Origin of the sequence: Streptomyces bicolor (assembly GCF_000719285.1) — a bacterium.
Lineage (GTDB): Bacteria > Actinomycetota > Actinomycetes > Streptomycetales > Streptomycetaceae > Streptomyces > Streptomyces bicolor.
In genome coordinates this window covers 172,679-199,111 of record NZ_JOFS01000006.1, presented here as the reverse complement: position 1 = coordinate 199,111, position 26,433 = coordinate 172,679, and the positions used below count along the sequence as shown (strand labels likewise).

20 protein-coding genes and 1 pseudogene are annotated in these 26,433 nt (G+C 69.8%); 11 read left to right on the top strand and 10 right to left on the bottom strand.

Translation table 11 applies throughout. The features are described from left to right. Positions 1 to 57 precede the first annotated feature (57 nt). A complete protein-coding gene (locus IF78_RS0109765) occupies positions 58 to 1,206 on the top strand; it encodes a hypothetical protein (protein ID WP_425314607.1) in 1,149 nt (382 codons plus the stop codon). 12 nt (positions 1,207 to 1,218) lie between these two features. On the opposite strand, the gene IF78_RS0109760 is transcribed toward IF78_RS0109765, so the two are convergent. Continuing rightward, positions 1,219 to 1,746, bottom strand: a complete 528-nt coding sequence (locus IF78_RS0109760; protein WP_031482816.1) for a YbjN domain-containing protein — start codon at positions 1,744 to 1,746, stop codon at positions 1,219 to 1,221. A 138-nt stretch (positions 1,747 to 1,884) separates the two neighbouring features. On the opposite strand from IF78_RS0109760, the gene IF78_RS0109755 reads away from it, so the two are divergent. Continuing rightward, the gene (locus IF78_RS0109755) at positions 1,885 to 2,382 is read left to right on the top strand and encodes a hypothetical protein (protein ID WP_031482818.1); all 498 of its coding nucleotides are present in this window, start codon (positions 1,885 to 1,887) and stop codon (positions 2,380 to 2,382) included. A 31-nt stretch (positions 2,383 to 2,413) separates the two neighbouring features. Here the strand turns inward: IF78_RS0109755 and clpB are convergent, their stop codons facing one another. Then, positions 2,414 to 5,011: an ATP-dependent chaperone ClpB gene (gene clpB, locus IF78_RS0109750; RefSeq protein ID WP_031482820.1), complete on the bottom strand. Its 2,598-nt coding sequence runs from the start codon at positions 5,009 to 5,011 to the stop codon at positions 2,414 to 2,416. A 119-nt stretch (positions 5,012 to 5,130) separates the two neighbouring features. Between clpB and IF78_RS0109745 the strand changes: the two genes are divergently transcribed. Then, a complete protein-coding gene (locus IF78_RS0109745; RefSeq protein ID WP_031482822.1) occupies positions 5,131 to 5,544 on the top strand; it encodes a pyridoxamine 5'-phosphate oxidase family protein in 414 nt (137 codons plus the stop codon). 175 nt (positions 5,545 to 5,719) lie between these two features. On the opposite strand, the gene IF78_RS0109740 is transcribed toward IF78_RS0109745, so the two are convergent. After that, positions 5,720 to 6,055 (bottom strand): Rieske (2Fe-2S) protein, encoded by a 336-nt coding sequence (locus IF78_RS0109740; RefSeq protein WP_031482824.1) that lies wholly within the window; start codon positions 6,053 to 6,055, stop codon positions 5,720 to 5,722. A gap of 325 nt (positions 6,056 to 6,380) precedes the next feature. Here IF78_RS0109740 and IF78_RS0109730 point away from each other — a divergent pair, with 325 nt between their 5' ends. Beyond that, positions 6,381 to 7,388, top strand: a complete 1,008-nt coding sequence (locus tag IF78_RS0109730) for a helix-turn-helix domain-containing protein (protein WP_078662365.1) — start codon at positions 6,381 to 6,383, stop codon at positions 7,386 to 7,388. Continuing rightward, positions 7,385 to 8,427 (top strand): annotated as a pseudogene (locus tag IF78_RS43465) (helix-turn-helix transcriptional regulator). The gene IF78_RS0109730 and the pseudogene IF78_RS43465 overlap by 4 nt, the downstream one beginning before the upstream one ends. Here IF78_RS43465 and IF78_RS0109720 read toward each other — a convergent pair. Continuing rightward, the gene (locus tag IF78_RS0109720) at positions 8,327 to 9,433 is read right to left on the bottom strand and encodes a helix-turn-helix transcriptional regulator (RefSeq protein ID WP_031482830.1); all 1,107 of its coding nucleotides are present in this window, start codon (positions 9,431 to 9,433) and stop codon (positions 8,327 to 8,329) included. The pseudogene IF78_RS43465 and the gene IF78_RS0109720 overlap by 101 nt on opposite strands. A gap of 435 nt (positions 9,434 to 9,868) precedes the next feature. On the opposite strand from IF78_RS0109720, the gene IF78_RS0109715 reads away from it, so the two are divergent. From IF78_RS0109715 to IF78_RS0109705, 3 genes are read left to right on the top strand one after another with little or no spacing between them, the layout of a single operon-like run. Next, complete coding sequence (locus IF78_RS0109715) at positions 9,869 to 11,413, top strand: circularly permuted type 2 ATP-grasp protein (protein ID WP_031482832.1); 1,545 nt, start codon at positions 9,869 to 9,871, stop codon at positions 11,411 to 11,413. Next, a complete protein-coding gene (locus IF78_RS0109710; RefSeq protein WP_031482834.1) occupies positions 11,410 to 12,342 on the top strand; it encodes an alpha-E domain-containing protein in 933 nt (310 codons plus the stop codon). Before IF78_RS0109715 ends, IF78_RS0109710 begins: the two co-directional genes overlap by 4 nt. Position 12,343: 1 nt before the next feature. After that, complete coding sequence (locus tag IF78_RS0109705) at positions 12,344 to 13,198, top strand: transglutaminase family protein (RefSeq protein WP_031482836.1); 855 nt, start codon at positions 12,344 to 12,346, stop codon at positions 13,196 to 13,198. A gap of 91 nt (positions 13,199 to 13,289) precedes the next feature. On the opposite strand, the gene IF78_RS0109700 is transcribed toward IF78_RS0109705, so the two are convergent. Further along, complete coding sequence (locus tag IF78_RS0109700) at positions 13,290 to 14,417, bottom strand: sugar ABC transporter substrate-binding protein (RefSeq protein ID WP_199921409.1); 1,128 nt, start codon at positions 14,415 to 14,417, stop codon at positions 13,290 to 13,292. A gap of 295 nt (positions 14,418 to 14,712) precedes the next feature. Here IF78_RS0109700 and IF78_RS0109695 point away from each other — a divergent pair, with 295 nt between their 5' ends. Together IF78_RS0109695 and IF78_RS47565 are read left to right on the top strand one after the other, a co-directional pair. Beyond that, positions 14,713 to 16,380: a fibronectin type III domain-containing protein gene (locus IF78_RS0109695; RefSeq protein WP_051827629.1), complete on the top strand. Its 1,668-nt coding sequence runs from the start codon at positions 14,713 to 14,715 to the stop codon at positions 16,378 to 16,380. A 129-nt stretch (positions 16,381 to 16,509) separates the two neighbouring features. Next, positions 16,510 to 18,501, top strand: a complete 1,992-nt coding sequence (locus IF78_RS47565; protein ID WP_031498140.1) for a fibronectin type III domain-containing protein — start codon at positions 16,510 to 16,512, stop codon at positions 18,499 to 18,501. Between the two features lie 67 nt (positions 18,502 to 18,568). Here IF78_RS47565 and IF78_RS0109685 read toward each other — a convergent pair whose 3' ends face one another. The 5 genes from IF78_RS0109685 to IF78_RS0109665 form a co-directional block, all read right to left on the bottom strand. Beyond that, positions 18,569 to 19,012, bottom strand: a complete 444-nt coding sequence (locus tag IF78_RS0109685; RefSeq protein WP_031482845.1) for a heat shock protein transcriptional repressor HspR — start codon at positions 19,010 to 19,012, stop codon at positions 18,569 to 18,571. 5 nt (positions 19,013 to 19,017) lie between these two features. Next, positions 19,018 to 20,196: a molecular chaperone DnaJ gene (gene dnaJ, locus IF78_RS0109680; protein WP_031482847.1), complete on the bottom strand. Its 1,179-nt coding sequence runs from the start codon at positions 20,194 to 20,196 to the stop codon at positions 19,018 to 19,020. Between the two features lie 36 nt (positions 20,197 to 20,232). Next, positions 20,233 to 20,883: a nucleotide exchange factor GrpE gene (gene grpE, locus IF78_RS0109675; protein WP_031482849.1), complete on the bottom strand. Its 651-nt coding sequence runs from the start codon at positions 20,881 to 20,883 to the stop codon at positions 20,233 to 20,235. Then, positions 20,880 to 22,727, bottom strand: coding sequence for a molecular chaperone DnaK (dnaK, locus tag IF78_RS0109670; RefSeq protein ID WP_031482851.1), 1,848 nt, complete (start codon positions 22,725 to 22,727; stop codon positions 20,880 to 20,882). The genes grpE and dnaK overlap by 4 nt, the downstream gene beginning before the upstream one ends. A 94-nt stretch (positions 22,728 to 22,821) precedes the next feature. Then, positions 22,822 to 23,886, bottom strand: coding sequence for an MraY family glycosyltransferase (locus IF78_RS0109665; RefSeq protein WP_031482853.1), 1,065 nt, complete (start codon positions 23,884 to 23,886; stop codon positions 22,822 to 22,824). 217 nt (positions 23,887 to 24,103) lie between these two features. On the opposite strand from IF78_RS0109665, the gene IF78_RS0109660 reads away from it, so the two are divergent. After that, positions 24,104 to 26,386: a (Fe-S)-binding protein gene (locus IF78_RS0109660; RefSeq protein WP_031482855.1), complete on the top strand. Its 2,283-nt coding sequence runs from the start codon at positions 24,104 to 24,106 to the stop codon at positions 26,384 to 26,386. The last annotated feature ends 47 nt before the right edge of the window (positions 26,387 to 26,433 follow it).

Here is a 26,433-nt window from a genome sequence, read left to right as displayed (position 1 = left end):
GATGCCAACGTGAACCATGTCAGCACTCCCGTAATCCCCCCTGCCCCCTCCCCTGCCGTGCCGAGGCCGAAGGCCGACGGCAGATTCCGGCTCCGGCCGCAGTACCGGGTCGCGGCCCAGGCCGTCGGTCTGTTCCTGATGGTCCGGCTCATCGAGGTCGCGGTGGTCGCCGCGACCGCCCTGGCCGTGGGCAAGCGGCCGATCGGCCTGCTCAGCCGGTCCTGGGACTCGGTCTGGTACATGGGGATCGCCGCCCACGGCTACGGCCACACCAAGCACGAGTACGGCCTGGTCTTCAGCGACCTGGCGTTCTTCCCGCTCTACCCGGCCCTGATCCGGGCAGCAACGACCGTGACCCCACTGGACGGAGGGCAAGCGGGACTCGTGGTGTCGTGGTTCGCGGCCGCCGTCGCCGCCTGGGGGATCTACGCGATCGGCGCACGGCTGCACGGGCGGGCCGTCGCCACCGCTCTGGTCGTGCTGTGGGGGCTGCTGCCGCAGTCGGTCGTGCTGTCCATGGCATACACCGAGCCGGTCTTCACCGCCCTCGCCGCCTGGTCGCTGTACGCGGTACTGACCGGCCGCTGGGTGTGGGCGGGAACGCTGGCCCTGCTCGCGGGGCTGTCCCGGCCCAACGGCTTCGCGGTGGCGGCGGCGGTGCTCGCGGCCGCAGCGGTGGAGATCTGGCGCTCCCGCGGCCGGGTTTCCCCCAGGCTGTGGACGGGCGCCGCACTGGCACCGCTGGGCTGGACCGGTTACGTGCTGTGGGTGGGGCAGCACAAGGGTGACCTGCTCGGGGGGTACTTCGAGGTGCAACGGGGGTGGGGCTCGCGCTTCGGCCTGGGCTCGCTGCATTTCGCCGAGCACCTGCTGCTGCACGCCGAGCAGTTGATGTTCACCATGTCCCTGGTGATCACGGCGGCAGGCGTGCTGCTGTACGCGCTGCTCCTGCTGGACCGTGCGCCTCTGCCCCTGATCGTCTACAGCAGCGTCCTGGTCCTGATCGCCCTGGGCAGCTCGGGGTACTTCCAGTGCAAGCCCCGCTTCCTGTTGCCCGCCTTCCCGCTGCTGTTGCCGCTGGCGCAGGCCCTGGTGCGCACGGCGAGAGCCCGGCCCCGGCACGCGGCCGTGGTGACCTGTGCCCTGGCCGGGTTCTCGGCCGCCTACGGGGCGTACCTGGTCGTACTGGCCCCGCTTGCCATGTAGGCCGGCGGAGGACTACTCCTCGTCGTCCTCGGGCTTCTCCGCGTCGTTGATCTCCTGCTCCAGGCCGAGCTGCTCCACGAGCCACTTGTCGAACTCGATGGCGGCCCGCACCCAGCTGACCGTCGACGAGACGAAGTGCTCCAGGCTCACGCCGGTGCCGATCAGCATCTGCGCTTCGCCGATCAGGCGGACGGTGCCGTCGTCGTGCGTGTGGCTGTAGACCTTGGGCCACAGCGTCCGGCGGTTCCAGTCGTCGATCGACTCCAGAAGCAGGGGCTTCTCGTCGATCTTGTGGGGCCGGTCGTAGAACGTCCGCACCGAGAAGACCTGCTGGTCACCCTCGCCGCGGAACATGAAGTACGTACGGAACTGCTCCCACGGCGCCGCGAGGTCACCCTCGTCGTCGACGACGTACTTCAGCTCCATCTGGTCGAGGAGCTGCTTCACGAGGTCCTGATCCGGGACAACGGGGCCGGGCGGCGGCCCGGGCTGCGGCTGCTGGCCCCCGAAGTTCGGAATCGAGGACGGGTCGATGCTCACCGTGATTTTCCCTTCGTACGGATTCCGCCATCCTCCCTCATGCGGGGAGGGGGGTGGCAAGCCCTGACGGGGCCAGTCGGCCGTCGGCTGACATGATCTGGCCGGTCGGGACGGGCAGGGGTACGGAGGGTGGGTGCCATGTCGGGGACACAGGGTGGGGCGGAGAGGCGTCGGGGCCGGACCCGGTGGTGGGTTCTGGCCGCCGTGCTGGCGCTGCCGGGGCTGGCCGTGGCGGGCTTCGTCGCCATGGTGGTGCACTGGGCGGCGTCCGACGACCTGTTCGGCCCTACCGGTCCCGAGCCGGTCGCCTGTGCCGACGCCCTGCACTTCGGCGGGGCGGAGCTGCCGGACGGCGCCGAGCCCGTCGGGGTCTGCGAGGTACAGGGCTTCCAGGACATCCACTACAGCGCGACCTTCCGGATGCCGCGCGCGGACGTCGGCGACTGGCTCACGCGGACCTATCCGGACGCTCCGGCGCCCGAGACGGGGTCCTGCGGCCTCTCGGACGCGGATCTCTGTCTCGAAGTGGCCCACCCGGACGGCCACCCCGCCGCGGGCGCCCACGCCGTGCAGGTCAGCGTGGAGTACGAGAGTGCCGACACCGCGCTGGTGCGCTTCTCCGCCTTCACCATGTGAGCACGGGCCGTGTGACCCGCGCTCACGACGGCTACAGCGTCTTGCCCGTCGACGGTCCCACGATCAGGCCGTCCCCGAAGGCGTCCACCCGGACCGTGTCGCCGTCCTTGACCTCGCCGGAGAGGATCTCCTTGGCCAGGCGGTCGCCGATGGCGGTCTGGACGAGGCGGCGCAGGGGGCGGGCGCCGTAGGCCGGGTCGTTGCCCTCGTCGGCGAGCCAGGCCAGGGCCTCGTCGCTGATCTCCAGGGTGAGGCGGCGTTCGGCCAGGCGCTTGGCGAGGCGGTCGATCTGGAGCCGGGCGATGCGGGCCAGCTCGCCTTTCGTCAGGGCCGAGAAGACGACCAGGTCGTCCAGGCGGTTGAGGAACTCCGGCTTGAAGGAGGACCGGACCAGCTCCAGCACCTGTTCCTTCTTCTCCGCCTCACTCGTGATCGGGTCGACCAGGAACTGACTGCCCAGGTTCGACGTCAGCACCAGGATCGCGTTGCGGAAGTCGACCGTACGGCCCTGCCCGTCCGTCAGCCGCCCGTCGTCCAGCACCTGGAGCAGGATGTCGAAGACCTCGGGATGCGCCTTCTCCACCTCGTCGAGCAGGACGACGCTGTACGGCCGCCTGCGCACCGCCTCGGTCAGCTGGCCGCCCTCCTCGTAGCCGACGTACCCGGGGGGCGCGCCGACCAGCCGGGCCACGCTGTGCTTCTCGCCGTACTCCGACATGTCGATGCGGACCATCGCCCGCTCGTCGTCGAAGAGGAAGTCCGCGAGGGCTTTCGCCAGTTCGGTCTTGCCCACGCCGGTCGGGCCGAGGAAGAGGAAGGAGCCGGTCGGGCGGTCCGGGTCGGCGATACCGGCGCGGGTGCGGCGTACGGCGTCCGACACCGCACGCACGGCCTCGGTCTGGCCGATGAGTCGCTTGCCCAGCTCGTCCTCCATGCGCAGGAGTTTCTGGGTCTCGCCCTCCAGAAGGCGGCCGGCCGGAATGCCGGTCCAGGCGGCGACGGTGTCGGCGATGTCGTCCGAGCCGACCTCCTCCTTGACCATCGTGTCCTTGGCGGCCTCCTCCTCGGCCTGCGAGGCGGCCTCCAGGTCCCGCTCCAGGGCCGGGATCTCGCCGTAGAGCAGCTTGCTGGCGGTGTCGAAGTCGCCGTCGCGCTGGGCGCGTTCGGCCTGCCCGCGCGCCTCGTCGAGCCGTTCCTTCAGCTCACCGACGCGGTTGAGGGACTGCTTCTCCTTCTCCCAGCGGGCGGTCAGGCCCCTCAGCTCCTCCTCCTTGTCGGCGAGGTCGCGGCGCAGCCGCTCCAGGCGCTCGCGCGAGGCCGGGTCGGTCTCCTTCTCCAGCGCGAGCTCCTCCATCTTCAACCGGTCGACGGCGCGCTGGAGTTCGTCGATCTCGACCGGCGACGAGTCGATCTCCATGCGCAGCCGGGAGGCGGCCTCGTCGACGAGGTCGATGGCCTTGTCGGGCAGGAACCGGGAGGTGATGTACCGGTCGGAGAGGGTGGCCGCGGCCACCAGCGCGCTGTCCGCGATCTGCACCTTGTGGTGGGCCTCGTAGCGCCCCTTGAGCCCGCGCAGGATCGCGATGGTGTCCTCGACGGTCGGCTCGGCGACCAGCACCTGCTGGAACCGCCGCTCCAGGGCGGGGTCCTTCTCGATCCGCTCGCGGTACTCGTCGAGGGTGGTGGCACCCACCATGCGCAGCTCACCGCGCGCGAGCATGGGCTTGAGCATGTTCCCGGCGTCCATGGCGGAATCACCGCCGGCCCCGGCGCCCACGACGGTGTGCAACTCGTCGATGAAGGTGATGATCTGCCCGTCGGAGTCCTTGATCTCCGCGAGCACGGTCTTCAGCCGCTCCTCGAACTCACCGCGGTACTTGGCCCCGGCGACCATGGCACTGATGTCGAGCGCGACGAGCCGCTTGTCCTTGAGGGACTCCGGCACGTCCCCCTTGACGATCCGCTGGGCGAGCCCCTCCACGACGGCGGTCTTGCCGACACCGGGCTCACCGATGAGGACGGGGTTGTTCTTCGTACGGCGGGACAGGACCTGCACCACTCGCCGGATCTCCTGGTCCCGCCCGATGACGGGGTCGAGCTTGCCCTCGCGGGCGGCGGCCGTGAAGTCGGTGCCGAACTTCTCCAGCGCCTTGTACTGCCCCTCGGGGTCGGCGGTGGTCACACGGCGCCCGCCGCGCGCCTTCTGGAAGGCCTCCAGCAGCTTCTTGGCGGTGGCTCCCTGCTGGGCGAGCACCTCACCGGCCTGGCCGCCCTTGGCCGCGATGCCAATAAGGAGGTGCTCGGTGGAGAGGTACTCGTCCCCCAGCTCCTTTGCCCGTGCCTGGGCGTCCGCGATCACAGCGAGGAGCTCACGGTTGGGCTGCGGGGGCGCCACGGTGGACCCGGTCACGCTGGGCAGCGCGGCGAGCGCCTTCTCGGCGCCGGACCGCACGGAGGCCTGGTCGGCGTCGACGGCCGCAAGCAGGTCGATGATGTTCTCGTTGTCCTGCCCCTGGAGCAGAGCGAGGAGCAGGTGGGCAGGGGTGAGGTCCGCGTGCCCCTCGGTGAGGGCCCGGTTGCTGGCCGCGTTGATCGCGTCCCGGCTCCTGTTGGTCAGCTCGGCGTCCACGTGTCCGTTCTCCTCCTGGCGTCAGCGTCTCCCAGTACTGACTGAGTCAGCGTACACAAAGTTGAGTCTATTCCGCTCAAGGTAGTCGCGGGAGGGTTGCTGCGACTAGGTTCCGGGCCATGGCGGCATACACCCAGAACCCGGGCGCGCCGGACGCGCCGTACCTCACCTTCTGGCAGGAGAGGCACCTGTGCACCCTGACGACCCTGCGCCCGGACGGCTCCCCGCACGTCGTGGCCGTCGGGGTGACATACGAGCCGGAGGCCCGGCTGGCTCGGGTGATCACGCTCAAGTCGAGCGTGAAGGTACGCCATGTGCTGGCCGCCGGCCCGGACGGGGCACGCGTCGCGGTCTGCCAGGTGGACGGCGGGCGGTGGGCGACGCTGGAGGGGCGGGCGTACGTCCGGACGGAGCCGGAGCGGGTCAGGGACGCCGAGCGGCGGTACGCGGTGCGGTACGGGCGGACGCCGACGCCCAATCCCGACCGGGTGGTGATCGAGATCGAGCTGACCCGGGCGATGGGGCGCGGGTGACCGAACGGGTCGCTGCGGGTGGCTGAATACCGGGTGCCCGGTTTCGGCCACCGCCCGAACCGGCGGATACGGGGAAATGTCCCGGAAAACTGCAGCGGCGTCACCGTGTTCAGGTCACGGTGACGCCGCTGCGGGGGGAAGCACCTGAGCGATCTGTTACGACGGGGGAATCGCGTCAGGCACTGCGGGGGGTGGCTGAGATGGTCCTTGGGGCCGGGGCCTCCGGCTCCACCAGCCGGTGGTCGCGCTGATCGAGGTTGACGAAGATCATTCCGTACCGGATGGCACACCGCACAGGCTGCGGCGCCCCCCGAGGCCGCCGCAGACACCGGTAAGCCCGTACGTCCTCCTCGTCGTCCCGCGTGACGACGACCGGCTCACCGAAGACGGTCACCATCAACGAGTCACCGGGGTGGGGGATCGCGGTGACGAGGTCGATGAAGTGCCAGCCGGAGCGGTAGGCGGTGGCCATTTCGCGGCGGAAGGAGCGGTCGTCGGGTGGGGTGGTCACATCCGCTCCCCCGAGTCACCGTCCGCAGAGGTCACCGACACGTCCGCGCTGTCGGCAGTCACGGCGGTGGTCGGCCAGTGACTGTCAGCACTGACGTCGCTCCTCGCACCGGACGGCCCGCCCAGCACTCCGAAGGTCACAACGACGGAGAAGGCGGCGACAAGTACCGAGCGAAGCATTCTCTTGCGCATAGTCGGCTTCGTCCTCACTTGAAAGTCTCCTCTTCCCCCGTCGGATAAGACGATGGCTCATTCAGGCACGTGCTCGCCACACAATCGATGCATCATGTTCCTGCATGTTCAGGACCCTGGGGGGTGGAGATTTCATGGCAAATCCGACTAAGGCGACGCATCCCCATGCGGTGACCGAACTGTGTGACGAAGGTGGCCGACTATATGCGCACGCCTTGCGCACCGGACGTATCGCTCGCGCGGACGTGGAGTCGGCTCCATGCCTGATGGAGTTCGCCCTCCTCCACGCCGACCCCGACGACGCGAACTGGCTGCGCCCGGTTCCCCCGTCCGTCGCCCTGGCCGAGCGGCTCCATCCCATAGAGCGCGACATCGCCGATCGCCGACGGTTGTCCATCAAACTCGCTGACACTTTCGAGCCGTTCTTGGCGCTCGCGCAGTCCGGCACGACCGATCACTCGATCACCGTGCTGGAGGGCAGCGCCCGGATCAACGCGGCGCTCAACATGGCCACGGCCCAGTGCCAGACCGAGATGCTCACGGTCCAGCCCAGCGACGACCGTTACTCGGAGCAAAGCCTGCTCCAAGGACTGGAGCGGGACAGGCCACTGATCGAACGCGGCGTGCGGATCCGCACGCTCTACCAGCACACCGCCCGCTACAGCCCCGAGAAGCTGGCGTACGTTGCCCAGCTCTCGAAGGGAAAGGCGGAGTACCGGACGATCGACGAGCTGGTGGAGCGCCTCATAGTCTGCGACGAGTCCGTCGCGTTCATCCCCACCCGCGACGACCAGCAGGTCGCTCTGGAGCTTCGTCATCCGGGCCTGGTCCGGTACCTGATCAAGGTCTTCGAGTTCATGTGGGTGCGCTCGGTCCCGCTGAACGCCGGCGCCCCGTACGAGGCGGCCGCGGGCGGCATCACCGACATTCAGCACTCCATCGCCAAGCTCCTCGTCGAGGGACACGTCGACGAGGCCATCGCCCGCCGCCTCGGGATGAACGTCCGCACGTGCCGCGCCCACATAGCCAAGCTCGCCGCGACCCTGGGCAGCGGCAGCCGCGCCCAACTCGGCTACCTCATAGCCCAGTCGGGCATCCTGCAGCAGGACCACTCGACGCCGGCCGAGGGCCATCACCAGTGACCGAGGCGCACACGCACGGTCCGCAGGAGCTGTGCCCGGCGGGCAGGAAGCTGTACGAGCAGGCCCTGCGCGAGGGCCGGGTGTCCGCCGAGCACATCGCGGCCGCCCCCTGCCTCGTCGACCTCGGCCTGCTGCACCCCGCCCTCGACGACCTCGACTGGCTGGAGCCGGTCGCGCCCGCCGTCGTCCTGCACCGGATGCTACGCGCGTCCGGACACCGCATCGCCGAGGAGCGACGGCGCGAGGAACTGCTGGCCGAGGCGTTCGCGCCGCTGATGCGGATCGACGGGCGGCGCCCCACGACCGCCGAGTCCTCGGCGTTCAACGTGCTCAGCGGCACCGAGCGGATCAACCGGGCCATCACCGAGGCCATGGCCGAAGCGGGTCGGGAGCTGCTGTCCGTCCAGCCCAGCACCGTCAAGGGACGCAAGGCGCAGTCGGCCCAGGCCACGTCCCTGAGCCGCGACCAGGCCCTGCTGGACCGCGGCGGCCGTATCCGCGCGCTCTACCAGCACACACAGCGCCATGTGCCGTTCATCGCCGCCCGCTACGAACAGCTTCGGGGTGACGCGGAGGCCCGCACCCTCGACGAGGTCACCGACCGGCTCATCGTCGTCGACCGCGAAGTCGCCTTCATCCCGCGAACGCCGACCGCACGATGGCGCTGGAAGTGCGCCACCCGGCCCTGGTCACCTACCTGGCCACCACCTTCGACCGCCTCTGGCGCCTGGCCACCCCCATGTACCCCGAGGCCGTCCGGCAGCCCACCCTCAACGGCATCACCCCCCGCCAGCGCGCCATCGCAAGCCTCCTGGTGGAGGGCCACACCGACGCCGTCATAGCCGACCGCCTCGGCATGAACATCCGCACCGCCCGCGTCCACATCGCCAAGCTCGCGGCGACGCTGGGCAGCGAGAGCCGGGCCCAACTCGGCTATCTCATAGGCCGGTCGGGGATCCTTGACCAGGAACTCCAGGCCCCCCGGGAACCGCAGGACCCCCCGACGCTCCCGGCATCCCCGGCACCCCGGCGACGCTGATCACCGCGGCCTCCGACGACGACGCCCGCGGACGGTCCAGGCCCACCTGCGCTATACGCACCCCGAGCTGCGTCCGGCTCGCCGCCCCCAGCGTCTCCGACAGCCGTGCGATGTGCGCCCGGCAGGTACGCACGCTTATCCCCAGCCGTTCCGCGATCACCGCGTCCTGATGGCCCTCGGCGAGCAGCGCGGCGATGGACTGTTCGCGGTGGGAGATGCCCTCGATGCCGGTGTCGGGGAGGGGCGCGGTCAGGGGGATCGCCAGCCGCCACAGCCGCTCGAACACCGTCACCAGGTAGTTCACCAGCGCGGGGTGGCGCAGTTCCAGGGCCATCGTGCGGTCGGCGTTCGCGGGGATGAAGGCCACCGTGCGGTCGAAGAGGATCAGCCGGTCGATGACCTCGTCGAGCGTGCGGGCCTCGACCGAATCGCCCATCAGCTCGAGGTAGTTGAGCAGGCCCTGACCGTGCCGGGCGACATGCGTGTACAGGTCGCGCATCCGCACGCCCCGCCCGCGCAGCGCGAGGGCCCGGTGCAGGCCCTCCGTCAGTTCGTGTTCGGGACGGATGCCGCCGGGCTGCACTGTCAGCACCTCCGACGCGCACGCCTCCGTCGCCGCGTCCAGGGCCCCCTGGATACGGGATGCGCCGTCCAGCACCCGGATCGCCGTGCCCTCCGCGCCGGACGCCTGCGACGGCTGGGGGCCGAGTCCGGCGTACCACTCGAAGGCGGCCACCGCCGAGCCCACCCGCCGCTGGCTCGCGCTGACCTCGTCGTACACCCCGCGCAGCAGCCGCGTCATGACCTCCTGCGGGGAGGTCGGCACCAGCCAGTCCATGTCGTCGGGGTCGGGATGCAGCAGCGCCAGTTCCAGCAGGCAGGGCACCGGCTCCGCGTCCCGGCGCGGCACACGGCCGCGCCGTACGGCCCGGGAGTACACACGGTCCCCGGCCTCGCACAGTCGGTCGGCACCGTGTGGATGCTCCTCCGCCCCATGCCCGGCCATCGCCATCCACCCCCGGTTCTTGCCTCTTTCGCCGGCTCACCCGCTTCAGGAGCACGGTGCCGCCCTGTCGGGGCACCCCGGCAGAGCGTGGCCCTGGTCGAGGGGCCCACCGTGCACAGCCCGTCGGGCCTACGGTTCGCTCGCGCTTCCGCAGCGCAACTATGCGCGGACGGGCCGTGCTCCGCAACACGGCTCCCGCCGCAACGGGCGCCGTAAACCACCGTTTCGACCCACTATCTCCGGGCCTCCGCCTGCCGAGTTGCAACAAGCTGATGGTCTCTTCCGGCCTTTGCCGTGTGCGGAGCAAAGCCGCCGCCCGTCGGCTCCCGGGGCGCGGTCCGGCCGACCCGGCCGGCCGGACGCCACCGCTCCGCGATCACCTCCCGGAAATCCCCCGGAGATCACCGTGTTACACCCCCCACTTAACGTCAGGCCATGGCGGACATATTTGACGCGTACGCGTTGGCCGACGCGTGGGACGAGATGTTCGAGCGGCCGGGTGAAGTCAGGACCGCCTATGAGCCGGTGCTGGCGGCGCTGCAGCCGATCGAGCCGAGTGAACTCCGGTTCCGGGCCGACCAGATGGCCCGGGCGTTCACCGACAGGGGCGTGACGTACGCCTTCGCGGGCGAGGAACGGCCCTGGCCGCTGGACCTCGTGCCCAGGATCCTCGACGCCCTGGAGTGGGATCTCATACAACGCGGGGTGAGCCAGCGGGTCAGGGCCCTGGAGGCCTACCTCGCCGACGCCTACGGGCACGCCCGTGCCTTCGAGGACGGCGTCGTGCCCTGGCGGCTGCTGCTCAACTCGCCGCACTTCCACAGGGCGGCCCACGGGGTCGAACCACCGGGCGGGGTACGGATCCACATCGCCGGGATCGACCTCGTACGGGACGAGGCCGGGGACTTCCGGGTGCTGGAGGACAACGTGCGGGTGCCCAGCGGGGTTTCGTACGTCATCGAGAACCGGCGTGCCATGACCCGGATCTTCCCGTCCCTCTTCGCCGAACAGCACGTCCTGCCCGTCGACGGTTACGCGCAGAAGCTGCTCACCGCCCTGCGCGCCGCCGCGCCCGACGGGACCGATGACCCACGGGTCGTCGTCCTGACCCCCGGGCCCAGCAACGCCGCCTACTTCGAACACGCCCTGCTGGCCCGGCTGATGGGCGTGCAGCTCGTCGAGGGGCACGACCTGGTCTGCCGCAACAACCGGGTGTGGATGCGCACGACGCGCGGCGAGGTGCCCGTGCATGTCGTATACCGGCGGCTGGACGACGACTTCCTCGACCCGCTCCACTTCCGCCCCGACTCGGTGATCGGCTGCCCCGGCATCATGAGCGCCGCAATGGCCGGCACGGTCACACTCGCGAACGCCGTGGGGAACGGGATCGCCGACGACAAGCTCCTCTACACCTACGTCCCGGACCTCATCCGGTACTACCTCGGCGAGGAGCCGGTCCTCCCCAACGTCGAGTCGTACCGGCCTGACGAGCCCGGCCAGTTGGACGCCGTCCTCGACCAGATCGAGCAGCTCGTCATCAAGCCCGTCGACGGCGCCGGCGGGCAGGGCATCGTCATCGGTCCGAAGGCCGACCGCGAGACGATCGAACGCACTCGCAAAGCCGTCATCGCCGATCCGCGCGGCTTCATCGCTCAGCGGCCGGTCGCCCTGTCCACCTCCCCCACCCTCGCGGGCGAGCGCATGGCACCGCGCCACATCGATCTGCGGCCCTTCGCCGTCAACGACGGCAACGATGTCTGGGTGCTGCCCGGCGGCCTCACCCGCGTCGCCCTCCAGGAGGGCAACCTGATCGTCAACTCCAGCCAGGGCGGCGGCTCCAAGGACACCTGGGTGCTGGCGGAGGGCCCGGCGGAGTCGCCCTCGCCGGTGACCGCGAGCGATCCGCTGGACGTCGCGCCGCGGCAGCTCGGACCCGACGGCACCCCCACCGTCGTACAGGAAGGGGCACAGCAGCAGTGAACGACGTGATCCTCTCCCGGATAGCCGAGGCGCTGACCTGGACCGGACGGTATGTCGAGCGGGCCGACGCCACGGGCCGGATCCTCGACGCCTACCTCCACCGCATGCTGGAGGACCCGTGGCGCGACGAGGACGTGGCCTGCCGGTCGCTGTACGCGATCCTCGGGATGGACGCCGGCGGTGAGCCGGTGGACATGCAGCAGGTGCTGGACCAGCTGGCCTTCGACGCCCGTTCGACGGGGTCGATCGAGGGGGCGCTGGGTGCGGCCCGGCTGAACGCGCGCAGTGCCCGTGAGGCCGTCTCGTCCGAGATGTGGGAGTGCCTGAACTCGACCTGGCACGCGCTCGCCGACCAGCGGCTGGCGGCTCGGCGGACCGGCCCGTACGCGTACCTGGAGCTGGTGCGCCGCCGTGCCGCGCTGTTCTTCGGGCTCGCCGACTCGACGATGAGCCGGGACGACAGCTGGCGTTTCGTCGTGCTGGGCCGGAGCCTGGAGCGGGTGGACATGACCGTACGGCTGCTGTCGGTGCGGGTGCTGGACGCCGCGCACGCGCCCGACTGGCCGACCCTGCTCAGCGCGTCCGGCGCCGACGAGGCGTACGCGCGTGTGTACAGCGGCTTCGGCGACACGCCAAGGGTGGCCGAATTCCTTCTGCTGGACCGCGACTTCCCGCGCTCGGCGCTGCACGCGCTGACCACAGCGGAGGAGTGCCTCACTGCGCTGGGCCGCCCCCGCCAGGACCCCGCGCGGCGCCCGATCGGCCGGATGCGCACCCGGCTCGAGTACCTGGACACACACGCCCTGGAGGAGCAACTGCCCCTGCTGCTGAAGGACTTGCAGCAGGCCTGCATGGCCTCGGCGGACGCGGTGGCCGACCGGTTCTTCCCGTACCAGGGGCCCGTCGAGTGGGCCCAGGAAGGAGCGTGAGATGACCACCCAGGGAACTCGCCGGCTCCGTATCAAGCACATCACCCGCGTCTCGTACGCCCAGCCCGCCGCGTCCTCGCACAACGAGGTCCGCATGACCCCGCTGACGCTGCCCGGCCAGACCACCCTGGACGCCCGGGTCACCATCAGCCCGGCCGCGACCACCTGGGCGTACTGGGACTACTGGGGCACCCAGGTCACCGGCTTCGACCTGATGGACCCGCACGCCGACCTCACCATCACGGCGTCCAGCCTGGTGGAGACCCACCCGCCGGGCCCGCTCCCCGAGGCGCCCACATGGAAGGAACTCGCTGAGGAGGTGGCGTCCTCCCGGCTGCTGGAGTTCGCGGGCCCGACCTCCCGTACGACCGTGCCCGCCGCGCTCGTCGAGAAGGCGCGGGAAGCGGCGGCCGGTCTCGATCCGCACGAGACAGCGCTCGCGGTGTCGATGCTGGTCGCCGACCGGGTGGCGTACCTCCCCGGCACCACGAGCGTGAACACGTCCGCCGCCGAGGCCTGGGAACAGTGCGCGGGCGTCTGCCAGGACATCACCCACCTCACGATCGCGCTGCTGCGGGGCGTGGGCCTGCCCGCCCGTTACGTCTCCGGCTACCTGCACCCCGAGCGGGAGGCGGAACTGCATCGTCCGGTCGCCGGGCAGAGCCACGCCTGGATCGAGTACTGGGCGGGCGACTGGTGCGGCTACGACCCCACCAACCGGACGCGGGCCGACGAGTCCCACGTCGTGGTCGGACGCGGGCGCGACTACGACGACGTCACCCCGCACAAGGGGATCTACCGGGGGGTGCCGGGTGGGCCGCCCGAGGTGACGGTGGAGTTCACGCGGGTGGCGTGAAGGCGCGTGGCGTGAAGGCGCGTGGTGTGAAAGGGCGTGGCGTGAAAGCCGCGGGCCCGTCGCGAGACCGACGGGCCCTGCCTGCCGATCCCTACTTGGTGAGCCCGAGCCGCGTGCAGTCCGCCTTGTACTCGGCCGTGCAGATCTCGGAGAGTTCGTAGATCCCGTCGGCGAGGACCGTCTCCTTGATGTTGCCCTTCTTCAGGGCGACCACGGGAACCAGCAGGGCCGGGATGTCCTTGTCGGTCGGGCTGTCGACCTGGTCCTGGGCGAGCGAGTCGAACTGGATGTCCTTGCCCTGGACCTTGGCCACCGCCATCTGCGCGGCGCTCTCGGCCTCCTGCGGGTACGACTTGTACACGCTCATGTACTGCTCGCCGGTCATGATCCGGTGCACGGCGTCCAGTTCGGAGTCCTGCCCGGTGATCGGCGGCAGTTGGGTCACGCCCACCGCCTCCAGGGCCTTGATGACGCCGCCGGCCATGCCGTCGTTGGCGGCGTAGACGCCCTTGATGTTGTTCACGCCGATCGCCTTGATCGCCTCGGCCATGTTGGCCTGGGCGTTCTCCGGCTTCCAGTCCTTGGTGTCGTACGACTTGGCGATGTCCACCGTGCCGTTGAGCTCGGAGAGGGCGCCCGCCTTGAACTGCTTGGCGTTCGGGTCGGTGGGCGAGCCGTTCATCATGACGATCTTGTCGGAGGAGTCGACGTCGCCCATGGCCTCCAGGAGGCTGCGGCCCTGAACCTCGCCGACCAGCTCGTTGTCGAAGGAGACGTACGCGTCGATCGGGCCCTCGGCCAGGCGGTCGTAGGCGATGACCGGGATACCGGCGTCCTTGGCCTTCTGCACGCCGTCGGCGATGGCGTGCGCGTCGACGGCGTCCAGCAGGATCACGTCGACCTGGTTGTCGATCATCTGCTGCAGTTGGTCGGCCTGCTTCTCCGCGTCCGCGTCGGCGTTCAGGTACTCGACCTTGCCCCGCTTGTTGGTGAGCTCGAGAACCTTGTTCCTGATGATGGGGTAGTCGAACTTGTCGTAGCGCGTGTTCGCCGTCTCCGGCAGCAGCAGCCCCACGGTGACGTCGTTGCCCTTGGTCGGGCTCGCCTCGCTGCTGTCCCCGGTGACGCCCAGTGCCCCGCACGCGGCCAGCGAGAGGGTCATCGTGGACGCGGCGGCCACGGCGGTGGCAGTACGGCGCAGGGGGCGCAAGGGACGCATAGAGGAGCTCACTTCTGGTGCCTTCGGGACACGGGCGCACGATGGCGCCCGGATGTCTGAAAAGACAACGCGGCGTCCGCCCCCAGCGTCAAGCGAAACTACTTAACGAGTGCGCAACACCACGCTCCGCTGAGCATGTGAAGACATGACGGAGTACCTCCAAACGCCCATTACACCCCATCCATCGAACCTTGGCCGAAGAGTCGACCAACATCAGTACAACCAGCTTCATTCCTCGCGAGTCGTGATCACGACGGCCTTCGCCTCGCCGTCCCGTACTCGACCAGAGGATCGAATGAACCCAGCCAGACGCACCGCCGCCGCGACCGCCGCGACGGTCGCGCTCGCCACCGCGGGCACCCTGCTCACGACGGCCTCCGCGTCCGCCGCCGTGACCTGCACCTCGCCGGTGTTCAAGCGGCAGTTCTTCGCGAACACCACCTTTTCGGGCACTCCGAAGAAGACGGACTGTGACACCGCCATCGACCAGAACTGGGGCGCGGGCGCACCCGCCTCCGGACTGCCGTCGAACAACTTCGCCGTCCGCTGGACCGTGACACGCGACTTCGGCTCCGGTGGGCCCTTCTCCTTCGCGGCCTCCGGCCTGGACGGCATCCGGGTGTACCTGGACCCCGGCAAGCCCGACGCGCGCAAGATCGACCTGTGGAAGAACGTCTCGACGACCGTGTCGAAGACCGTCAACGTGACGATCCCGTCCGGCAAGCACACCCTGCGCGTCGACTACGTCAACTGGACCGGCAGCGCCAGGGTCAAGTTCGGCTACACGCCCCGCACCGCCGCCACCGTCGACAAGGTCAAGCCCCTTGCGCCGACCGGCACTTCCGTCACCTACGACCAGGCGACCGGCAAGGCCAGGCTCACCTGGACCAGGAACAAGGAGATGGACCTCGCGGGCTACCGGGTGTACCGGCGGCTGAAGAGCGACACCTCCTACCCCGCCACCCCGCTGGCGACCACGACCTCCACCACGTTCACCGACAGCACCCTGCCGTTGAACGGCGCTCAGTACTTCTACTCGGTGCGCGCCTACGACAGGGCCGGCAACGCGTCGGCGGGGTCGGCCGGGGTGCCCGTCACCACCGCCGACCGCACGGCCCCGGAGCAGGTCACCGGCCTGGCGGCGAAGGGCACCACGGCGGGCAACACGGTCAGCTGGGAGCCGTCCGCGTCGGCGGACGTCCAGCACTACGAGGTGTGGGGCGCACCGGAGGGGCAGCAGGATCCGGACGGGCCCGACATCGTGCTCGGCACGTCCTACACGGACGTCCGCGCCGAGACGGGCGCGGCCTACACGTACAAGGTGCACGCGGTCGACGCCGCCATGAACGTCTCCCAGGTCTCCGCCCCGGTGACGGCCACGCGCCCCGCGCCCTCCGCCACGCCCGCCCCGACCGGGCTCACCAGCGCCGTCCACGACGACAAGACCGTGATCGGCTGGGACCTGCCCGAGGACTCGGGCCAGTTCCGCATCTACCGCCGCACCGACGGCGGCTGGAGGGCCATCGGCGACCTGGGACAGGGCAACCGGTGGGACGACATCATCGCTCCGGCGGGCAAGGCGTCCTACTACGTCGTCGCCGTGGAGAGCGGTACGGGTGCCGAGTCGGCGCCCTCCGCCGAGATCACCGTCGACCGGCTCACCCGGGCCACTCAGTTGGGCCCGGCCGCGCCGCGGCTGACGCTGGTCTCCGCGGGCGGCACGCGCTTCCCGATCCAGATCACGGCCAAGCCCGGAGCGGGCGACGAGGGACGCCTGCTGAAGGGGTACTCCTGGGAGATCTCCGGCGCCTGCGGCGACAGCGGCACCCACCTGTCCACGACGGGCACCATCGAGTGGACGCCGCCGTACAACGGCCCCTGCATGGCGACGGTGTTCGCGGTGGACCCCTACGGGCGCACGAGTGAGCAGAGCTCGTCACTGGAGTTCATGGTCAACCGCTGACGGCGCGCCACGGACGCCGCCCGATCCGCCAGAACTCACAGGCGAATCCGTACAACCCAAAGGCCGCTCCACGAGTCGTGATCGTCGCCACCCCTTTCCCCGGCCAACGACGATCACGACCGAGGATCCATGAACCCAGCCAGACGCACGACCACCGCGGCCGCCGCCGCTGTCGTGCTCGCCACCGCGGCCGGTCTGCTCACCGCGGTCATCACCCCCGCCTCCGCCGAGACGACCTGCACCTCACCGGTCTTCAAGCGCCAGTTCTTCGCGAACACGAGCTTCTCGGGCACCCCGAAGAAGACCGACTGCGACGGCGTCATCGACCAGAACTGGGGCACGGGCGCCCCGGCGTCCGGCCTGCCGAAGGACAACTTCGGCGTCCGCTGGACCGTCACCCGCGACTTCGGCTCCGGCGGGCCCTTCTCCCTCGCCGCCTCCGGCCTGGACGGCATCCGCGTCTACCTGGACCCGGGCACGGCCAACGCCCGCAAGATCGACCTGTGGAAGAACACCTCCACGACCGTGTCGAAGACCGTCAACGTGACGATCCCGTCCGGCAAGCACACCCTGCGCGTCGACTACGTCAACTGGACCGGCTCCGCCAGGGTCAAGTTCACCTACGCGCCCCGCACCTCCGCCACCGTCGACAAGGTCCAGCCGCTCGCCCCGGCCGGCTTCACCGCCGCCTACTCCAACGCCACCCAGCAGACCAGGCTGAGCTGGCGGAAGAACGCCGAGATGGACCTGGCCGGATACCGGGTGTACCGGCGCGTGGCAGGCACCACCAGCTGGCAGATCCTGCGCCAGCTGGCCGCCACCGCCACCTCGTACACCGACACTCCGCCCGCCACCGGGGAGACGTACGAGTACCTGGTCCGGGCGTACGACAAGGCCGGCAACTCCTCGGCCGCCACCTCGCTCGCCTCCGTGACCAGCCTCGCCGTCACCACGCCGGCCGGCTTCACCGCCACCGGCACCGACACCGGGATCGCCCTGAGCTGGGACGCGGTGCCCGGGGCGGTCAAGTACCGAGTGCTCCGCTCGTCGAACTACATCGACGGGGGCGCCACCTTCGAGCCCACCGGCACCTCGTTCACCGACACCCGCGTGAGCCGCTCCGCCCGGCACGAGTACCGGGTCGCGGCGATCGACGCCAGCGGCCGGGTCACCGCCTACAGCACGGCCAAGGCCGCCCGCCGCCTGGTGGCCGCGCCCACCATCGGCCAGGCGTTCCCGCACTCCAGCGCGGTCACCGTGACCTGGGACGCCGACTGGGATTCCGGCGGCTCCTACATGGGCTTCCGGGTCTACCGCGCCACCGGCACGAGCACCGACTGGGTCGAGGTGACCGATCGCTGCCGCTGGCGCGAGCGCGAACTCGCCGACGGCAGCGACCAGTTGCTGTGCACCGACTGGTCGGCGGGCACCAACACCGCCTACCGGTACGTGGTCAGCGGCTACGACAGCAACGACAAGGAGGGCCTGCGCAGCGGCGAGGTGGCGGCCACCACCGGCACCGACCGGCAGGCGCCCGCGGCTCCGGCGTCCGTCACCGCGACCGGCGAGGACTGGGGCACGACCCTGACCTGGTCGCAGGTGGCCGACGCCGATCTCCACCGGTACACCGTGTGGCGGGGCACGACCGTCGACGGCGTCTGCACGAACACCGAGAAGCTCGACCACACCGGCGTCACCGAGACGTCGTGGCGGGACGTCAATGTCGCCGACGGCGAGAACCTCTGCTACGTCGTCCGGCCCGAGGACTTCGCCGGGAACCTCAGCGCGGGCACCACGGTCCACGTCACCGAGCACGATCTGCGGCCCACGGTGGAGACGCCGGCCGGGGCCACGCACTTGGCCTACGCGTCGCTCTCCGCCGCCGGCAAGGTGCAGGTGCACGGCTGGTCGCCCGCGGGCACCGAGGAGTACGCGAGCTTCCGCGCCGCCCGCTGGAACCCGCAGACCGCCACCTTCGACGCGCTGCCGGACTCCGACCCGCTCTACGACGCGAACGTCCCGACCGGAACGTCCCTGTGGTACCAGGTCGTCGGCGTCCGTGAGGACGGCACCACCTCACAGCCGTTCCTGGTGAGCGTCGCCGTACCGCCGGCTTCCTGACGGCACGGCAAGGGGCCCGGAGGTTCTCACCGATCCTCCGGGCCCCTTCGCGTGTCTGCGTGCCTGCCTAGTCCTTGGACTTCGGCCGCCACACCACCAGCGCGCTGGTCTGCTGCACTTCCTGGTACGGGACCAGATCCCGGCGGTACGACGCGTGCACCGCCGCCTCGCGCTGCTGCATCGCCGCCGCCGCTCCGTCCAGGGCCGCCTGCATCTCCGCGATCCGGGACTGGAGCGCCGCGACCTGGTTCTCCAGTTCGATGATGCGCTTGATACCGGCCAGGTTGATGCCCTCGTCCTGCGACAACTGCTGCACCTGGCGGAGCAGTTCGATGTCGCGGGCCGAGTAGCGGCGGCCCCGGCCGGCGGTGCGGTCCGGGGACACCAGGCCCAGGCGGTCGTACTGGCGCAGTGTCTGCGGGTGCAGGCCGGAGAGCTGGGCCGCCACCGAGATGACGTAGACCGGGGTTTCCTCGGTCAGTTCATACGGGTTGCGTCGACGGCCGTCCATCTCGATCAAGCTCCCTTCGCGGCCTGGAACAGCTCCGCCCGCGGATCCTCGTCCGCGGTCGCCTCGCGATACGCCTCGAGTGCGTCACGAGCCTTCCCCGTCAGGTCCTTCGGGACACTCACCTCGACGGTGACCAGCAGGTCCCCGCGGGTGCCGTCCTTGCGGACCGCGCCCTTGCCCCGCGCCCGCATGGTGCGACCGTTGGGCGTGCCGGGCGGCAGTTTCAGGGTGACCGGCGGTCCGCCCAGGGTGGGGACCCTGACCTCGCCGCCGAGGGCCGCCTCCGTGAAGGTCACGGGGACGGTCACCGTGAGGTTGTCGTCCTTGCGGCCGAACACCGGGTGGGCGTCGACGTGCACGGTGACGTACAGATCGCCCGCCGGGCCACCGCGCTCACCGGGCGCTCCCTTGCCGCGCAGCCGGATGCGCTGGCCGTCCGACACCCCGGCCGGGATGCGGACCTGCATGGTCCTGGACGACTTCGCGCGCCCGCTGCCCTTGCACTCCAGGCAGGGGTGCTCGGCCATCAGGCCGCGCCCCTTGCAGTCCGGGCAGGGGTCGGTGAGGGAGAAGCCCCCGCCCGAACCCCGGGCCACCTGGCCGGTGCCGACGCAGGTCGGGCACACCCTGGGCGTGCCGTTCTTGTCGCCGGTGCCGGCGCAGGCCTTGCACGGTGACTGCGAGGACATCCGCAGCGGGACCGTCGCGCCCTCGATCGCCTCGGTGAAGCTGAGGGTGACCTCGGTGTCGATGTCCTGGCCGCGCCGGGGCTGGGTACGGGTGGCGCCCGTACCGCCGCGGTTGAACAGGCCCCCGAAGACGTCACCGAGTCCGCCGCCGAAGCCGCCGGCTCCCCCCTGGCCCTGGGCGCCGCCTCCGAAGAGGTCGCCCAGGTCGAAGTTGAAGGAGCCGCCCGCGCCGCCCGGCCCCGGGCGGAAGCCGCCGTTGCCGAAGAGGGCGCGTGCCTCGTCGTACTCCTTGCGCTTCTTGGGGTCGCCGAGGACGTCGTTCGCCTCGGAGATCTCCTTGAAGCGCTCCTCCGCCTTGGCGTTGCCCTTGTTGGCGTCCGGGTGGTACTCGCGGGCGAGCTTCCGGTACGCCTTCTTGATCTCGGCCTCGGTGGCGTCCTTGGGGACGCCGAGGACCTTGTAGAAGTCCTTCTCGATGAAGTCCTTGGTGCTCATCCTCGACGTCCCTCCTCTCTCGTCGTCAGTTCAACGTCAGCCCTCGTCCGGGCCACCGCTCTCCTTGTCGTCGGCCGCCTCGGCAGACTCCTCGGCCTTGACGGTCTGCGCGCCCGGCTGGGGCTCGGCGACGGCCACCCGCGCGGGGCGGATGGTGCGCTCGCCGATGCGATACCCCGGCTGGAGGATCGCGACGCAGGTCGTCTCGGTGACGTCCGGCGCGTAGCTGTGCATCAGCGCCTCGTGGATCGTCGGGTCGAAGGGCTCGCCCTCCTTGCCGAACTGCTGCAGACCCATCTTCGCCGCGACGGTCTCCAGCGACTCCGCGACGGACTTGAATCCGCCGACGAGTTCGCCGTGTTCCCGCGCGCGGCCGATGTCGTCGAGCACGGGCAGGAGCTCGGTCAGGAGGTTCGCGATGGCGATCTCCTTGACCGTGATCCGGTCCCGCTCCACGCGGCGGCGGTAGTTCTGGTACTCGGCCTGGAGCCGCTGGAGGTCCGCCGTGCGCTCACCGAGCGCCGTACGCACCTGGTCCAGCTGGGCCACCAGACCGGCGTCCGCTGCTGATACGTCCCCGGCCGGGGCCGCCCCCTCCTGGGGAGCGGCCTTCGACTCGGCGTCGTCGGGGGTCGCGCCGGAGGGGACGTCGGGCTTCTCCTCGAAGCCCGGGGTCTCCTCCGTCACGCGGCACCGTCCTTGCGCTCGTCGTCCACGATCTCGGCGTCCACGACGTCGTCGTCAGCGGCCTTGCCACCCGGGGCGGCGCCCTCGGGGCCGCCCGCGGCCTGCGCGCCCTGGGCGTCGGCGTACATGGCCTGGCCGACCTTCTGGGAGACCGCGGCGACCTTCTCGGTGGCGGTGCGGATCTCGGCGGTGTCCTCGCCCTTGAGCGCGGTCTTCAGCTCCTCGACGGCGGCCTCGACCTCGGTCTTGACCTCGCCGGGGACCTTGTCCTCGTTGTCCTTGAGGAACTTCTCCGTCTGGTAGACGAGCTGCTCGCCCTGGTTGCGGGTCTCGGCGGCCTCGCGGCGGCGGTGGTCCTCCTCCGCGTACTGCTCGGCCTCCTGGCGCATCCGGTCGACCTCGTCCTTCGGCAGCGAGGAGCCGCCGGTGACGGTCATCTTCTGCTCCTTGCCCGTGCCCAGGTCCTTGGCGGTCACGTGCATGATGCCGTTGGCGTCGATGTCGAAGGACACCTCGATCTGCGGGACGCCACGCGGCGCCGGCGGCAGACCGGTCAGCTCGAACATGCCGAGCTTCTTGTTGTACGCCGCGATCTCGCGCTCGCCCTGGTAGACCTGGATCTGCACGGACGGCTGGTTGTCCTCGGCCGTGGTGAAGATCTCGGACCGCTTGGTCGGGATCGTGGTGTTGCGCTCGATGAGCTTGGTCATGATGCCGCCCTTGGTCTCGATGCCGAGGGACAGCGGGGTCACGTCGAGGAGCAGGACGTCCTTGACCTCACCCTTGAGGACACCGGCCTGGAGCGAGGCGCCGATGGCGACGACCTCGTCCGGGTTCACGCCCTTGTTGGCCTCCTTGCCGCCGGTCAGCTCCTTGACGAGCTCGGCGACGGCGGGCATACGGGTGGAGCCACCGACGAGGACGACGTGGTCGATCTCGTTGATGGAGACGCCGGCGTCCTTCATGACGTTGAAGAACGGGGTCTTGCAGCGCTCCAGCAGGTCCGCGGTCAGCTGCTGGAACTGAGCCCGGGTGAGCTTCTCGTCCAGGTGCAGCGGGCCCTCGGCGGAGGCGGTGATGTAGGGCAGGTTGATCGAGGTCTCGGTGGACGAGGACAGCTCGATCTTCGCCTTCTCGGCGGCCTCGCGCAGACGCTGCAGAGCCATCTTGTCCTTGCCCAGGTCCACGCCGTGGCCGGACTGGAACTGCTGGACCAGGTAGTCGACGATGCGCTGGTCCCAGTCGTCACCACCGAGGTGGTTGTCACCGTTGGTGGCCTTCACCTCGACGACGCCGTCGCCGATCTCCAGGAGGGACACGTCGAAGGTGCCACCACCGAGGTCGAAGACGAGGATCGTCTGGTCGTCCTTGTCGAGGCCGTACGCGAGCGCGGCCGCGGTGGGCTCGTTGACGATGCGCAGGACGTTCAGACCGGCGATCTCGCCGGCCTCCTTCGTCGCCTGGCGCTCGGAGTCGTTGAAGTACGCCGGGACGGTGATGACCGCGTCGGTCACCTTCTCGCCCAGGTAGGACTCGGCGTCCCGCTTCAGCTTCTGGAGGATGAACGCGGAGATCTGCTGCGGGTTGAAGGGCTTCCCGTCGAGCTCGATCTTCCAGTCCGTGCCCATGTGGCGCTTCACGGAGCGGATGGTCCGGTCCACGTTGGTGACCGCCTGGCGCTTGGCCACCTCGCCGACCAGCACCTCGCCGTTCTTGGCGAAGGCGACGACGGACGGCGTGGTCCTGGCGCCCTCGGCGTTGGTGATGACGGTGGGCTCGCCGCCCTCCAGAACGCTGACGACGGAGTTAGTCGTGCCCAGGTCGATGCCGACCGCACGTGCCATGGTTGATTCCTCCAGCTGACTTGAGTGGAACGGACTCAAGTGTGCATGACGCCTGCCACCCGGTCAACAGAGCTGAGTCGACCCCGCTCAACTCTTATCCGTTCCTTACACGCAACGGGGCCCTGACCTGCGTAGATGTGGCATGGCTGGACGTTCGGAAGGGTTCCCCCACCGTCAAATAGGGTTGACGCCGAGCCCCGTAGACCTTGATCCGCAGAAATCCGAGTACGGCGATGAGGGCGGTCGCCCCCACCCAGTACAACCCGGACACCGCCATCCACCCCATGTGCACGAGGACGCCGACGAGTACCCCGGCGAAGGCCGCGACCCCCAGCAGGATCGTCACGCCCTGCGGGGTGAGGCCGAGGCGGCGCAGGCGGTGGGCGAGATGGTCGGGTGCGCCGCGCAGCAGCGGGCGCCCGGCCAGCCGGCGGGACAGCGCCACGAGGAGCACGTCGGCGGTGGCGAGCGCGGTGAGCGCATAGAGGACGCCCAGGCTCGACACCGGATCCCGACCGGCCCGGGTCATCACGGCCGACGCCGCCAGCACGAACCCGGTGAACAGGGACCCGCACGCCCCGAACCCGATCCGCGCGGGAGGCCAGTTGTGCATCAGGAACCCGGTCAGCGCAGCCGCCAGCACGCTCAGCAGCACGGCGAGCGCGTCCATCACCTCGGCCGCCGCGAGCACACCGACCCCGAAGGCGGTGACGACCCCGACGGTCCCGGCCAGCCCGTCCGCATGGTCGAGCGCCTTGAAACCGACGGCGACGAGGACGATCAGACCGACGGCCGGCACCCCCAGCAGGAAGCCCGTCTCGCCGTACGGCACCACGAAGGCCGCCGCCACCGCCGTACCGCCGACCAGGAACCGTGCCTTCACCCGGCGCACGTCGGCGACCAGCCCGAGCAGGGCGACGGCGCCCGCGGCGATCAGCAGCCGTCTGATCTCGGGACCCAGCGGGGCGACCCCCGCCCACTCCCAGCCGGCCACGACCAGGCAGGTCGTGAGGACGACGCCCATACCGCCGAGCAACGGCAGGGGCCGCTGCCGCCGACGGTCGATGATGCCGAGGCGCAGCGCGGGCAGCCGGAACAGCGCCGAGAGGAAGGCGGCGAGGAGGAGGGCGGTGGTGGCGGCGGCGATCCCGTACAGCACGCAGCTAGGTTAGTGCCGTATAACCCATTTTGAGACGAATAACACGATCGGATCTTAAGGCAACCCTCAGCGACTCAGATCACCCCGCACCTGGCTACAGTGCGACGGAAGATGGGGGTAGTCTCAGACGGACTGCATAAGTTACCGCTTAGTAATGTCGAGGGATCGCGGTACGGATCCCCTCGAAGAACCCCTCGCAGGCCCGAGGAGCCCCGAAATGCAACTCGCCGCGATCATCGTGTCGCTGGTCCTGACCGTGGTCGGCGTTGCGCTGCTCGCACGCGCCATCGGCCAGTTCGTCCGGTACTTCAAGCTCGGCCAGCCGGTGCCTGCCGGCAGCCGTACCGACAACCCCTACGCGCGCAGCGTCACGCTGGTGCGGGAGTTCCTCGGTCACACCCGGATGAACCGGTGGGGCATCGTCGGCATCGCCCACTGGTTCGTGGCGGTCGGCTTCCTGACGCTGCCGCCGACCATCATCACGGCGTACGGCCAGCTCTTCGAGGCCGACTGGACGCTGCCGGTCATCGGCGGCTTCCTGCCGTACGAGCTGTACATCGAGTTCATCGCCGCGATGACCACCCTCGGCATCGTCACGCTGATGGTCATCCGCCTGCTGAGCCTGCCCTCGCGGGCGGGCCGCAAGTCGCGGTTCGCGGGCTCGAAGATGGGCCAGGCGTACTTCGTCGAGTACGTCATCTTCACCATCGGTCTCGCGATCTACGTCCTGCGCGGTCTGGAAGGCGCACTGCACCACGTGGACCACTTCGAGGCCGCGTACTTCGCCTCGTACCCGCTGGTCCTCGCCTTCAAGGGCCTGAGCGTCGCCACGCTCCAGAACCTCGTCTACCTGTTCGCGATGATCAAGCTGAGCACGACCATGATCTGGATGATCACGGTCTCGCTCAACACCAACATGGGCGTCGCCTGGCACCGCTTCCTGGGCTTCCCGAACATCTGGTTCAAGCGCAACGCGACGGGCGAGACGGCCCTCGGCGCGCTCCAGCCGATGACCTCGGGCGGCAAGCCGATCGACTTCACCGACCCCGGTGACGACGACGTCTTCGGTGTCTCCCAGGTCGAGCAGTTCTCCTGGAAGGGCCTGCTGGACTTCTCCACCTGCACCGAGTGCGGCCGCTGCCAGTCGCAGTGCCCCGCCTGGAACACCGGCAAGCCCCTCTCCCCCAAGCTCCTGATCATGTCGCTGCGCGACCACGCGCACGCCAAGGCCCCGTACCTGCTGGCCGGCGGCGGCAAGACGATGGAGGGCGAGGAGAAGGCCTCCGAGGAGCAGCTCAAGGACGTCCCCGCCGCCGCCCTCGCGGAAGCCGAGCGCCCGCTTATCGGCACCGTCGAAGAGAACGGCGTCATCGACCCGGACGTGCTGTGGTCCTGCACCACCTGCGGCGCCTGTGTCGAGCAGTGCCCGGTGGACATCGAGCACATCGACCACATCCTCGACATGCGCCGCTACCAGGTGATGATCGAGTCCGCGTTCCCGTCCGAGGCGGGCACGATGCTCAAGAACCTGGAGAAGAAGGGCAACCCCTGGGGCCTGGCCAAGAAGCAGCGCCTGGAGTGGCTCAAGGAGGTCGACTTCGAGGTCCCGGTCGTCGGCAAGGACATCGAGGACCTCACCGAGGTCGAGTACCTGTACTGGGTCGGCTGCGCCGGCGCCCTGGAGGACCGGGCCAAGAAGACCACCAAGGCCTTCGCCGAGCTGCTGCACATCGCGGGCGTCAAGTTCGCGATCATGGGCGGCGACGAGAAGTGCACCGGTGACTCCGCCCGCCGCCTCGGCAACGAGCCCCTGTTCCAGGAGCTCGGTATGGAGAACGTCATGGCTCTGAACATGGCGTTCGGCGAGGAGATGGACGACGAGGGCAAGGTGACGGAGGAGTCCCGCAAGCCGAAGTCGGCCAAGAAGATCGTCGCCACCTGCCCGCACTGCCTCAACACGCTCGGCAACGAGTACCCGCAGATCGGCGGCGACTACGAGGTCATCCACCACACCCAGCTGCTGCAGCACCTGGTCGACGAGGGCAAGCTGATCCCGGTGACCCCGGTCGAGGGCATCATCACCTACCACGACCCGTGCTACCTGGGCCGCCACAACAAGATCTACACGCCCCCGCGCGAGATCATCGCGGGCGTCCCGGGCCTGCGTAACGAGGAGATGCACCGCCACAAGGAGCGCGGCTTCTGCTGTGGCGCCGGTGGTGCGCGGATGTGGATGGAGGAGCGGATCGGCAAGCGCATCAACAACGAGCGCGTCGACGAGGCCCTCTCGACGAACCCCGACATCATCTCGACCGCCTGCCCGTTCTGCCTGGTCATGCTCACGGACTCCGTGAACGGCAAGAAGAACGACGGCAAGGCCAAGGAGTCCATCCAGGTCGTCGACGTCGCCCAGCTGCTGCTGGAGTCGGTCAAGACGCCGGTGGACCCCGAGGACACGGCGGAGGCGGAGAGCGAGCCGGAGCCCGAGCCGGTGAAGTAGCCGCTACGGCCGTCTTGGCGCCCCCTGTCCTCACCGGGCAGGGGGCG